This is a genomic window from Rhizobium sp. RU33A (genome assembly GCF_900156055.1).
Lineage (GTDB): Bacteria > Pseudomonadota > Alphaproteobacteria > Rhizobiales > Rhizobiaceae > Allorhizobium.
In genome coordinates this window covers 727,313-739,480 of record NZ_FTMQ01000003.1, presented here as the reverse complement: position 1 = coordinate 739,480, position 12,168 = coordinate 727,313, and the positions used below count along the sequence as shown (strand labels likewise).

General features: G+C 60.6%; 12 protein-coding genes and 1 tRNA gene. 4 read left to right on the top strand and 9 right to left on the bottom strand.

The genetic code is table 11. From position 1 onward, the window contains the following. Positions 1-80: 80 nt before the first annotated feature. The 3 genes from radC (at position 81) to BW978_RS14575 (ending at position 3,817) form a co-directional block, all read left to right on the top strand. Positions 81-947, top strand: coding sequence for a RadC family protein (gene radC, locus BW978_RS14585; protein WP_083697597.1), 867 nt, complete (start codon positions 81-83; stop codon positions 945-947). A gap of 139 nt (positions 948-1,086) precedes the next feature. Beyond that, a complete protein-coding gene (gene sthA / locus BW978_RS14580; protein WP_076396213.1) occupies positions 1,087-2,511 on the top strand; it encodes a Si-specific NAD(P)(+) transhydrogenase in 1,425 nt (474 codons plus the stop codon). 94 nt (positions 2,512-2,605) lie between these two features. After that, a complete protein-coding gene (locus tag BW978_RS14575) occupies positions 2,606-3,817 on the top strand; it encodes an MFS transporter (protein WP_076396211.1) in 1,212 nt (403 codons plus the stop codon). A 36-nt stretch (positions 3,818-3,853) separates the two neighbouring features. On the opposite strand, the gene BW978_RS14570 is transcribed toward BW978_RS14575, so the two are convergent. From BW978_RS14570 to BW978_RS14535, 8 genes are all read right to left on the bottom strand, one after another. Continuing rightward, positions 3,854-4,360: a DUF992 domain-containing protein gene (locus tag BW978_RS14570; protein WP_076396209.1), complete on the bottom strand. Its 507-nt coding sequence runs from the start codon at positions 4,358-4,360 to the stop codon at positions 3,854-3,856. Further along, positions 4,357-4,677, bottom strand: coding sequence for a hypothetical protein (locus tag BW978_RS14565; RefSeq protein WP_076396207.1), 321 nt, complete (start codon positions 4,675-4,677; stop codon positions 4,357-4,359). Before BW978_RS14565 ends, BW978_RS14570 begins: the two co-directional genes overlap by 4 nt. A gap of 37 nt (positions 4,678-4,714) precedes the next feature. After that, positions 4,715-4,894: a CsbD family protein gene (locus BW978_RS14560; RefSeq protein ID WP_076396205.1), complete on the bottom strand. Its 180-nt coding sequence runs from the start codon at positions 4,892-4,894 to the stop codon at positions 4,715-4,717. 134 nt (positions 4,895-5,028) lie between these two features. Beyond that, complete coding sequence (locus BW978_RS14555; protein ID WP_076396553.1) at positions 5,029-6,513, bottom strand: PAS domain S-box protein; 1,485 nt, start codon at positions 6,511-6,513, stop codon at positions 5,029-5,031. Positions 6,514-6,737: 224 nt separating this feature from the next. Beyond that, positions 6,738-8,216 carry a trigger factor gene (gene tig, locus BW978_RS14550; RefSeq protein ID WP_076396203.1) on the bottom strand — a complete coding sequence of 493 codons (1,479 nt, stop codon included), beginning with the start codon at positions 8,214-8,216 and terminating at the stop codon, positions 6,738-6,740. A gap of 184 nt (positions 8,217-8,400) precedes the next feature. After that, a tRNA-Leu gene (locus BW978_RS14545) sits at positions 8,401-8,485 on the bottom strand. A 149-nt stretch (positions 8,486-8,634) separates the two neighbouring features. Further along, on the bottom strand, positions 8,635-9,207 hold the full coding sequence (locus tag BW978_RS14540; RefSeq protein ID WP_076396201.1) for a GDYXXLXY domain-containing protein: 573 nt from the start codon (positions 9,205-9,207) through the stop codon (positions 8,635-8,637). Then, entirely contained in the window at positions 9,204-10,313 is a 1,110-nt protein-coding gene (locus tag BW978_RS14535; protein WP_076396199.1) for a DUF2157 domain-containing protein, read from the bottom strand. Before BW978_RS14535 ends, BW978_RS14540 begins: the two co-directional genes overlap by 4 nt. 572 nt (positions 10,314-10,885) lie before the next feature. On the opposite strand from BW978_RS14535, the gene BW978_RS14530 reads away from it, so the two are divergent. Then, positions 10,886-11,032: a DUF1127 domain-containing protein gene (locus BW978_RS14530; protein WP_006728511.1), complete on the top strand. Its 147-nt coding sequence runs from the start codon at positions 10,886-10,888 to the stop codon at positions 11,030-11,032. Positions 11,033-11,122: 90 nt separating this feature from the next. Here BW978_RS14530 and BW978_RS14525 read toward each other — a convergent pair whose 3' ends face one another. Then, complete coding sequence (locus BW978_RS14525) at positions 11,123-12,088, bottom strand: nucleoside hydrolase (protein WP_076396197.1); 966 nt, start codon at positions 12,086-12,088, stop codon at positions 11,123-11,125. Between the last annotated feature and the right edge of the window lie 80 nt (positions 12,089-12,168).

Sequence of the window (12,168 nt, the reverse complement as noted above, 5' to 3'; positions counted from 1 at the left end):
ACTTGCGCACGGCGGCAGTCGTGTCACTATATCCCTGCGGCGGATCAGCCGCTCGACCATGAGGGTCAGGATTGGGTGGCATGACGAGCAAGTTTCCGTTCTCAGGTGAATCCCTGCGCCATGAAAGCGCAGCCGCGCAACAGGTCAGCGACCTCTTCGGCTCCGGCCGACAGCTGCCCCATGATGAAGCCGACGAGCGCAGCTTCTTCGCAGAGCAGCCAGCAAGAGAAAACAGCATTGCCAAAGCCGCATCGACGCGCGCCGCAATGCCGCCAGAGGCGCATTATCTGGGGCACAGGGAAAGATTGCGCAGCCGTTTTCGCGAGGGAGGCGAGACGGCGTTAGCAGACTACGAGATCCTCGAACTGCTGCTTTTCCGGCTGATCCCGCGCCGCGACACCAAGCCGATCGCGAAAGCACTTCTCGCCCGTTTTCAAACGCTCGCCGGCGTGCTCGGTGCGCCGCCCGCGCTGTTGCAGGAGGTCAAGGGCGTCGGCGAGACCGTGGCGCTCGATCTGAAGCTGATCGCCAATGTCGCGCAGCGCATGCTGAAGAGCGAGCTTCGCGAAAAGCAGGTCCTGTCTTCATGGTCCTCGGTCATCGACTACTGCCATGCCGCGATGGCCTATGAGACGACGGAGCAGTTCCGCATTCTCTTCCTCGACAAGCGCAACGTGCTGATTGCCGACGAGATCCAGGGCCGCGGAACGGTCGATCACACGCCGGTCTATCCGCGCGAGGTGGTCAAACGGGCGCTCGAACTGTCGGCGACCGCCATTATCCTGGTCCATAACCATCCGAGTGGCGATCCGACACCCTCGCGGGCGGATATCGACATGACCCGGACCATTGTCGAGACCGCCAAGCCATTGGGTATCACCGTGCATGACCACATCATCATCGGCAAGGATGGCCATGCCAGCCTCAAGGGCCTGCGGCTGATCTGAGCATGGTAGTTCCCCACATCTTGGGTGACCGAAAGCCGCATCTGTGGGTCGGCGATAACGAAACGGTGACGTTGCCCTGTCATACTGCTTCTTGATAATGTGCACTGCAGCATGGCGGCAGGCGAATCAGAGGCATCTCATGAACCAGTATGACTTTGTCGTGATTGGCAGCGGACCAGCCGGACGTCGAGCGGCGATCCAGGCGGCCAAACTGGAAAAGAAGGTTCTCGTCATCGAAAAGGGCACGCGCGTCGGCGGCGTCTCGGTGCATACCGGCACCATTCCGTCGAAGACCCTGCGCGAGACGGCCTTGAACCTCACCGGCTGGCGCGAGCGCGGCTTTTATGGCCGCAGCTACCGTGTGAAGCAGGAAATCAACGCCGACGACCTGCGCCGCCGCCTGCTCATCACGCTCGACCACGAGGTCGAGGTGCTCGAGCATCAGTTCTCCCGCAACCGAGTGCAGCAGATGCGCGGCACGGCGCGATTCATCGACGCACATACGATCGAGGTGACGAAGGAAGATGGCGAAGTGCTGCAGGTGCAGGCTGCCTCTGTCCTGCTCGCCGTGGGCACGCGCCCCTTCAAGCCCTCGCATATCCCCTTCGACGGCGTAAGCATCATCGACAGCGACGAGATCCTCGAGATCAAGGAACTGCCGCGTTCGATGATCGTCATCGGTGCAGGTGTCATCGGCATCGAATATGCGACGATCTTCTCGGCACTCGATACGGTCGTGACCGTCGTCGAACCGCGCGACACCATGCTCGATTTCATCGACAAGGAGATCGTCGAGGACTTCACCTACCAACTGCGCGACCGCAACATGAAGCTGATCTTCGGTCAGACGGTGGAGGGCGTAGAGAAGGTCGACGGCAAGTGCCGCGTGACGCTGAAGAACGGGCGCGTCCTGACCGCCGAAATGGTCCTTTTCGCTGCCGGCCGCGTCGGCGCAGTCGATTCGCTGAACCTGGAAGCCGCAGGGCTCGAAGCCGACAATCGTGGTCGGCTGAAGGTCAATCCCGAGACATTCCAGACCGCCGTCCCCACCATCTATGCGGCCGGTGACGTGGTGGGCTTCCCGTCGCTTGCCTCGACTTCGATGGAGCAGGGCCGGATCGCGGCTCGCCATGCCGTCGGCGCGCCGTCTCATGAACCGCCACAGTTCTTCCCCTATGGCATATATGCGGTTCCCGAGATCTCGACCTGCGGGCTCACAGAGGAAGAGGTCATTCAGCGCAGCATTCCCTATGAAACCGGCATCGCGCATTTCCGCGAGACCTCGCGCGGCCACATCATGGGCCTCGACAGCGGCATGCTGAAGATGATCTTCTCTCTGAAGACCCGCCGCCTTCTCGGCGTGCACATCGTCGGCGAAGGTGCGACCGAACTCGTGCATATCGGTCAGGCAGTTCTCAACCTCAAAGGTACGGTCGAATACTTCGTCGAGAACACCTTCAACTATCCGACGCTGGCCGAAGCCTACAAGATCGCCGGCCTCGACGCCTGGAACCGAATGGGCGAGTTGAAAATCGAGAAGATCGAGCGCAGGGCGGCGGAGTGATCAAGCTTTAAAGCGGACCTGCCAATTCGAACTGGAGACGGCCTGCGGATCACCTGCTAAGCAGGCTCCTTCTCAGCCGTTCCCCGAGTCGCCCATGTCATCGTCCTTCAGCCAGATTGCGGCGCGCCCGCAGCTGGTCATCCTTTCCATCATGATCTTCGTGCAGGGCTGCGCCTATGGCGCCACCCTGCCCTATCTCGGCGTCACGGCCATCGGCGCGCTCGGAATGAGCGACCAGGCCTATTCGGCGCTGACAGTCGTCGCCTCGATCATGACGGTCGCGATCAGCGTTTCGCTCGGTATTCTCTCTGACGGCATGGGGGATCGGCGCCGGATGATTGCACTGCTGGCACTCGCCGGCACGATCGGCTACGGCGCGATCTTTCTCTTCGCGACGATCCCCGTCTTCGTCGTCGCCACGGCGCTGATCATTCCCTTTGCCCAGGCCGTGCATTCCCTGCTCTTCGCCTCGGCGCGGATCGAGACCAGCGCGCTTACCACTCAAGATGCGGCGGCAGTCAACACGATCGTGCGCTCCTTCATGTCGGCGTCCTGGGTGGTGATGCCGGCGATCCTCGGTCTGGTCCTGGCGCAGTCGACGAACATGATCGGGGCCTGGGGCGCTGCGGCGATCTGTACGCTCCTGGTCGCGGTCGGCTCCCTGCTGTTGCTTGCACCTGCAAGGGAAAAGGCAGCGCCGGCCGGCACCAGTGGCACCGCTTTTTTCGACGCACTGCGTGAGCTCGTGCGACTAGAAATGCTGGTGCGGATGATCGCGATGGCCGCCGTGACTGGCACGACGCGGCTTGCCATGATGATCTGGCCGTTGATCCTGACGCTGGAGCTTGGCGGCTCGACCCGTGATGTCGGCTTCATTGCAGCACTGATCGCCCTGATTGAAATCCCGTTCATGCTGATCGCGGCGATCCTGTTGAAACGGTTCAGCCTGCTGGCGATCATCATCGTCTCGGCCCTTCTCTACGGCCTGCACATGGTGGGTTTCGCCTTTGCGACGGCGCCGTGGCACTTCTATGCGCTGGCCGTGCCGGGGGCGGCCGCAGCCGCAGGGCTGCTTTCCCTGCCGATCACCTATTTCCAGGATCTCTTCCCCACCCGTCCTGGTCTCGGGACAGCCTTCATGCCGATCAATTCCTTCCTCGGCAACGCGGTCAGCGCCGGTACATTCGCGGTCGGATCGCATTTTCTCGGATATTCCGGAACTGCCTGGCTGGGTCTGGCACTTGCCCTCACAGGCGTGGCCGGGCTTCTGCTTGTCGAAAATACCGCTCCTCGTAAACGCACCTGACGTAAAAAAGGGGCGACTTTCGCCGCCCCTTTAAAATCAACCTGCCTTCTGCAACTGCAGGCGTGTGACCCCTGCTGCCAGATTGAGACCGGTGCCGGCCTGGGCGCTCAGTGGCTGCAGGCCGAAATTCTTCGCATTGCCGCCGATCAGTGCATTCGCGCCGAGGCCGACCCCCAAGGCTGCATTGGCCGAAGCACCGACATAGCTTCCGGCGAGAGCGCCTTCGCCCAGCCGGTTGGCGGCTGCGTTGACGACAATCCAGCTCATATAGGTCTTGCCGGTGACGCCGACATCAAGACCGAGCCGGCCGATCGAACCCGTATAGCGCTCGACGTCACCATCGGCGTTGCGGAACTGGCAATCAACGGCACGGCTCGACGTGATCAACAGGCCGACGCCGCCCTCGATTTCGCAGCTCAGGGTTCCAACACGCTGCGGTTTGGCGCCTTGAGCGGCCGATGCCTGGCGGCGGTTGTCCGCTGCCAGAACGACGGAACTGGACAGCACGCTTGCAGCCAGAGTGAAGGTCACGAGTTTCTTCATGGGTTCTTCCTTTCGAATTCAATCAATGGGTCGCCTGCCATGCATAGGGATGGCTGGACCCGCAGGCGCGGGCGAATGGTGAGTTCGGTGACCACGCGCTGTCCGGAATAGACCTCGGCGAGGGCGACGACGGTCTCGAACGCATCCAGGCTCCCAACATCGCCGATGATGCGCAGCGCGCCACCATCGCTGGCGACCTGCAGTTTAGGCCGGGACCATTCCCCGGCAGGCGCGATCAGCGCCTCGACCGCCTTCGGCAAGTCGAGGTGAGCCCACCTGCCGGCCAGCGAGCCGGCAGGTACACGTACCAGATCCATAATGGGAACAACTCCGAGGTCTAATGCGGGGTGCGACTTAGCGCAGGGCGTCTTTGACGCTATCCTTGGCCTTGCCGAGGGCGCTCTGCGCTTCACCGGCGAGCTTGTCGCTCTTGCCTTCGACTTCGAGCTGGCGGTTGCCGGAGATCTTGCCAGCGGCCTCCTTGACGGATCCCTTGACCTGACGAACGGCACCTTCGATACGGTTCTTGTCCATTGTCTTTCTCCTATTCTCTAGATCAGTAGACATCGCCATCATTGGCGATGAGGGAGAAATAGATTCAGGGAGCCCCGGTTTGCAGAGCGCAAAATACTAGTGCAACTAGTAGGTTCTGACCTAAATTCGCGTCTTCAGCGTCTTTTCGGCTGCTCCCCCAGGAAACCGCGCTCGCGAGCCCAGATCACCGCAGCGGCACGCCGATTGACGCCGATCTTGGCATAGAGCGAGGCGACATGGTTGCGAATGGTGTGTTTCGACAAATGAAGGACATCCCCCATTTCGGCATCGCTCAGCCCCTGACAGATCAGCGAGAGGATTTCCGTCTCGCGTTCGGAAAGATCCTGAAGCTGTGCCATTGATGGCTTGCCCCGGGAGGACTGGCGCAGCATTGCCAGCCGGTCGACAACAGTCCGGCTGAACCAGGAGGTGTCAGCCATCACACTTTCAATTGCCTGGATCAATTCGTCTTCGGTTCGGCGTCGCTCGGTCACGTCCTGTAGCGCCCAGACCACGCATTGCTGGTCGGCGATCTCGACCCTCTCGGCTGCCACCAGACATTCCGCCATGCCGCCCTGCTTGACGCGCATGGTCAGCGCCTCGTCGCGCACCGGCGTGTTGTCCTTGAGTTTCTGCTCGAGCGTACGCCGGAGCTTGGCATCCTCCCAAAGACCGAGCTCCGCCGCCGTCTTTCCGATCACTTCCTCGGCCTTTCGGCCACAGAGTTGCAGGAAGGCTTCGTTGACTTCGGTGAAGACGAAATCGTGAAGGCGGGAGATAGCGGTTGGAGCCGGCGACAGGCGGAAAGATTTGGAGAAACGCTCCTCACTCTGCCTCAGCGCATTCTGCGCCCGGCGTCGACCGTCGAGATCGGCAAAGGTGAAGAGCATGCAGGCTTCTTCGCCCACCGGAATCGGCTCACCGGCGACGATGACAAGACGGTCACCTCCCGGAATGGGTATGAGGGCTTCGCGCTGCCGGATGAGTCGCCCCTCGGCGAGCTTCTCGGTCGCGTCCTCGCCGGTTTCACAATTGGAAAAGAGGCCGATCTCCTCGACCGTCCGGCCGATGACATCTTCGCGGGCGAGACCGGTCATTTCCATGAAGCCCTGGTTCACCCGTATGAAGCGCTGGTCGTCCAGCCGGCAGATAAGGCCGGGTGCAGGATTGGCGTTGAAGGCGCTCTCGAAGCGTTTCTCTGCCTCGTAGCGCGGGGTTTCGTCGCGAAACACCAACACCAGCACGTCAGGCCGAGCGCCCGCATCCTCGATCACGAGGCTCCGCACGGTGTGAATCCAGATCGCATCCTCGTTGTCCACGGGCGAGACTTCGACCGTCACGTCATCAACGGTCTCGCCTGCCAGAAGCCGTTCCAGCGGGTATTGGCCTTCGTCCAGCCGATGTTTGTTGCGATAGCGCAGCGTGAACAGACGGCGGTATCCTGCAACGTCACCGCCAAGATCCTCGATCGCCTCGATCCGATGCATGTCGAGCGCGGACTGGTTCGCCCAGGCGATCCGACCATCGGTCTCGACCAAAATCAGACCGTCGCTCAAACCCGCAATTACCTGCTGCAGAACCGATCGATTGATCTTGGGCGGCTGGTCGACGTCAGTCATGGTCATCATTCCGGTTGCGTATGCCGCTCATCTGGAGCGCGCGCCTGCCGATGCAAGGGCGTTGCCGATCATCGGCTTCCGTTTCTGCAATGACCATCCCCTGACATCGGGAGGACCCGGCAAGTCGCACCGGTTTCTATGAAGAGGGAACCAACACATGCCTCCAGATACGAAAAAGCCGCCCCGAAGGACGGCTTTCTCTCAAGTTCAGATAGGCTCGAAGATTACTCGGCGTCGCCTTCGGCGGCCTTCTTCTTCGGAGCGGCCTTCTTCTTCGGAGCGGCTTCTTCGCCTTCTGCAGCGTCTTCAGCCTTGGCAGCAGCCTTCTTCTTCGGAGCAGCCTTCTTCGCCGGCTTGTCGCCTTCCTCGGCGTCGTCGGCGAGGAGCTCGTCCTTGCTCACGGTCTTGTCGGTGACGGAGACTTCAGCCAGCAGCTTGTCGATGACCTTCTCTTCGAAGATCGGCGCGCGCAGCGAAGCGGCAGCGCCCGGCGTGTTGCGGAAGAAGTCCAGGATCTGCTTTTCCTGGCCCGGGAACTGCTGCAGCTGGGCAAAGAGCGAACGCTGCATTTCTTCTTCGGTCACTTCGATGCCGGCCTTTTCGCCGATTTCGGAGAGAACGAGGCCGAGGCGAACGCGACGCTCGGCGAGCGCGCGGTATTCTTCGCGGGCTGCTTCTTCCGTCGTGTCTTCATCAGCGAAGGTCTTGCCGGACTGGGCGAGATCGGTGTTGATCTGGCGCCAGATGTTCTCGAACTCGGCATCGACGAGCTTCGAGGGCGACTCGAACTTGTAGAGTTCGTCCAGCTGGTCGAGGATCTGACGCTTGACCTTCTGGCGAGTGACGTTGCCGTACTGGCTCTCGATCTGGCCGCGGACGATTTCCTTCAGCTTCTCGACCGATTCGACGCCGAGCTTGGTGGCCAGTTCGTCATTGATTTCGGTCTTGGCCGGGCTTGCGACTTCCTTGACGGTGATGTCGAAGGTGGCTTCCTTGCCAGCAAGGTTTGCAGCCGGGTAGTCGGCGGGGAAGTTTACGGTGATGACCTTTTCGTCGCCAGCCTTCAGGCCAACCAGCTGCTCTTCGAAGCCCGGGATGAAGCGGTTCGAGCCGATGACCAGCTCTGCGTCTTCGTCCTTGCCGCCGTCGAAGGCTTCGCCATCAACCTTGCCAAGGTAGTCCATGGTGACGCGGTCGCCATCAGCGGCCTTGCCCTTCTTGGCCTCAAACGTGCGGGCGCTCTCGGCGATCTTTTCGATCTGCTCGTTGATTTCGTCTTCGGAGACTTCAACGACTTCGCGGGTCACCTTGATGCCATCGACCGACTTCAGTTCGATCGCCGGGATGATTTCGTAAGACAGCGTGAACTCCAGGTCAGCCTGGGCCGACAGGATCTTTTCCGCTTCCTTCTCGTCCTCGGTCATGACGATTTCCGGCTGGGTCGCCGACTTTTCGCCGCGCTCCGACAGGATCGCCGACGGCTTGTCGCGGATGATCTCGTTGACGAGTTCAGCCATGATCGACTTGCCGTACATTTTCTTGACATGGGAGGTCGGCACCTTGCCCGGACGGAAGCCGTTGATGCGGACCTTGTCCTTCACATCGGCCAGGCGCTCGTTCATGCGCTGTTCCATGTCCTTGGCCGGAATGATGACCTTGATTTCGCGCTTCAGCCCTTCAGCGAGCGTTTCGATAACCTGCATGTTCTTACCTTCATGTCGTGGCGGCCGTGCTCGGACAGCCGGTGTTTTCCCTGAGCACGACGCCGGAATTGATTTTCCCGGACGTGGCTGCGTCGCAATTCGTCAACAATCTGCCAAGCAAAACGGCGCCGGACTGACGGGAGCCACACCTCGGTGTTCTCTCGTCGATCCCGCGCGGCTTAGCTGGTGCGGGTAGAGAGACTTGAACTCCCACGCCTTGCGGCACCAGAACCTAAATCTGGCGTGTCTACCAATTTCACCATACCCGCGTCCAAAAGCGCATGTCGCATTCGCGCATGGCCCCTCCGGAGCGCGCGTCTCTATAACACCCGTTTTCCCGCACGCAAAGGAAAAATGACAGTATCACAGGGCGCTCGCGACCCGCTTCACAGGCATTTCAGCAAGGGACTGGCACGGTTCAGTAAAGCGGCTCCTCGTAGAGTGGCTCGCCGTCGAGCATCAGGGCGCGAATCTGCCCTTGCCCGGTATCGGAGATACGAACCGCAACCGAAACGCGGCCTTGGTTCCGGCCATCCTCGATCGGCTTGCCTTCGCCTTCAGGCACGTAATAGCGCTCTAGGCCATAGGAGACCGTCAGGTTTCCGGTCTGCCACACCCACTCATAGATCGTGACGGGCTGGGAGACCAGAACCACACTACCCTCCTGCGACGCAAGCGGATCGAAGGACGCCTCGGAAACACTCCAGAAGCCGTCCGTTTGCGGCTTCAAGCGGACATGGAGACGGGCAACCTCCCCGGCTTGAGGCTTCGGCCCGGTGATCGAGTCTATGGACACCAACGAAATATCATAAGTGAGCACCACATAATCGCCGCGCAGCAGATCACGCGGGTCGACAGGCGCCGTCTTCAACAGCACCTCTGTTCCCGATCTCAGGATGCCCGCGCGCCCCTCGATCATGTAGCCGAGGATCGCCGTCTGCAGAAGAGCGACGAAGAGTGCAGCGGCGGCAAAGGGTTTGGCAGCGATCATGACTTCACCTCTGCGGCAGGACGGGAGAAGCGCTTCTCGAGGCGGATGACCACGAAGGCAAGCACCGCGACCACGAGACCGGAGAGGAGGAAGAAGGCGGATGTGCCGAGAATGCTGTCGATCGTCTCGTAGGACAGGTAGAGAATTTCCGCCGCGAATGCCCCGTAGACAAGCAAACGCACCGCGCCATTGTCACGACCATCCAGGGCGATAGCGGCGATCGAGAGCCCCAAAATGATGATGCCGAGCACGGCGATAGACACCTCATCCACAGCACTTCCCTGCACATAGGCGAAGCCGCTCATCGCTATGATCAGTGTGTAGAAGCTGGCAGACGCGCCGAGCCTGCGATGCAGGTCCGCCAGAGGCGAACGCGGCAGCGTCAGTGACAGGAAGAGAAGCGTCGCGACAACGGCCACAACGAGGGCATAGAGTTCGCCCCGCTCAAGTATGACCATCCACCAGATCCAGGCGAGGAGAAGCATGTAGCCAAAATGCTTGACCCGGTCCGCGGCCGTCCAGCGCGACAGGCCAAAGACCAAGGCCGCCCCGAATGGCGGCCACCAGGCCCAGAGGCCATGGCTGCCAACATCCCAACCGAAACTGTCGAACCCGCCGCCGAAAGTGACGAGCGCGAGCGCTCCGGTCACCACGGAGAGCGCGCCCGACCGAAAGAGGGCTGCCGAAACGGCGGTCACCGAAAACCACAGGAACATCGCCGAGAAGGTATCGCCCGAAAGGTGATAGAGCTGGCCGATCAGCGCGATCGCCCCACCGAAGGCAGCAGACCCCAGAACAAGGGAGGCCGCCGCAATGCGGTCGGCGCCGCGGTTCCTGGCAAGCAGTGCCGCCAGATGAAAGATCCAGATCAGACCGATGATGCCGGTGACCTTGATCAGTCGGGGAATCAGCTCCCAGTTGGCGGCGATCAACATGAGCAGAGAGGCCGCGATCAGGACTGCTGCGAACATCGACAGGATCGACCCGATGCTGAAGCCCGAGCCGCGGCGATCCACGTCATCGAGCAGCCTTGAGGCCGTGGCGGCGTCGATCAGCCCCCGCTTGACCCAGTCGTCGAGGTCGCGTTTCAACCTGCCTCTGTACATCTGCCTGCCCCCTTGAATTCGAAGGCAATCTGAAACGACACAGGCAGAAAAACAAGCCGCAAGGCACAGGGAGCAACGAGGTCTGCCGCCCATGCAAAGACCGCATGCCTTCCATGCTTTTTTTGCACTGCACAAAGTCGTACGTGTCGCCTATATTCATCCTCAACAGAGCGACGGAACTTCTGGCGCTTCTTCTTCGATCCGCTCACTCCTCCTCCCAGAGCGGGATCGATTGACCAACGACACTCCTCCTCCCAGTCGTTGGTCTGTATAAATGACGCTCACCGGACCTCCTCCCCCGGTGAGCGTTATTTTTTTGTCTTCTCCCCAACTCTGACGGCCTCATGCTGCGGCCAGCCGTATGACCTGCCCGAATGCAGTGCGCGATGGGAGCTGAGGCAAACGCACAAAAAATCATCAGTTAACAACGGGTTAAATCGATTGATATGCGCAGCGTGCATGGGTGCTCTGCCGCATTATGTCTTCAATGATTTCGCATCGCAGCATATATTCGGATCAACAAATTCGAAGGGGCCCACAGACGGGTCCAAACCACCAAAGAGGTAGACCCCATGAACATCGCCCGCTCGCTCAACAATTGGCGCAAGTATCGTCAGACCATCACCGAACTCGGCCGCATGTCGGACCGCGAACTGCGTGACCTCGGCATTGGCCGCGAAGACATCCGTCGCGTTGCCCGTCACGCCGTTAACGGCTGATTGGTCCCGACTTCGGTCGGATCCAGAATAAAAAGACCCCGGATCTCCTCCCAGATCCGGGGTTTATCTTTGTCTGCTCGGCGCTGCCGCTCAGTCTTCGCGTACGGCCACGATCACATCGTGGATCAGCTTCAATACAGCCGGTGCGTCGATCTCGGTGCAGATCTTCTGGCTCGGCAGATCACCGTCCCAATCGGAGGGACCGAATCCACGACCATCCGGCTTCTGGATCGTCTGGCCGTCGGCAATGCCGCCGCAGACTACACGGATCACGCCGCTGCGGGTCTTGAACAGTTCCGGTGCCACGACATAGACGCAGGCGCAGCTGTCATGCACGACCATGCCATCGTCGACGAGGCCCTCGTAGAAATCGATGTAGAACTGGGAGAGGTCGAAGAGCAGGCGCGCGCGGCTGGTGCCGGCGGCATCTCGAATGTCGGCGAGCTGCGAACGCGTCATTACCGTCTGCATGGTAACGTCGAGGCCGACAACCACCACAGGCCACTTTGCCGTCATCACCACGTCTGCCGCTTCCGGGTCGCCATGGATATTGGCTTCGGCCGCCGGCGTCACATTGCCGTTGACGTCGAAGGCGCCGCCCATGATGACGATCTCTTTCACCAGATCGACAATCTCGGGGTCTTCTTTCAGCGCATTGGCAAGGTTCGTCATGCGGCCAACGGCAACGATTGTCACCTCGCCCGGATTGGCACGGACCGTTTCGACGATGAAGCGGTGGGCTGGACGCGGATCGGGATGGACATCCGTCACCTCGGGCACGCCGATATTGCCGAGACCATCATCGCCATGGATGAATTTCGGCGGCTCGTGGCTGACGCGATGCGGAATGAAGGTCTCGCCGGCGCCGCGTGAAACGGGCGAATCGATCTTCCATTCACGCTTCAGGTACAGCGCGTTGCGGGTCGTGATTTCGATCTCGGCATTTCCGAACACGGTCGTGATACCGAGGAGGTCGATCTCCGGATGATGGTGCAGGAAAAGAAGCGCCATGGCGTCGTCGACGCCCGGATCCGTATCGAAGATGACTTTATGCATGAATGTGACGTCCTGTCTGATATGCGTGTTTGATACCGCAATCCCAGGGAACAAGAAAGCGTAGAAGGCGGCTCTTCAGC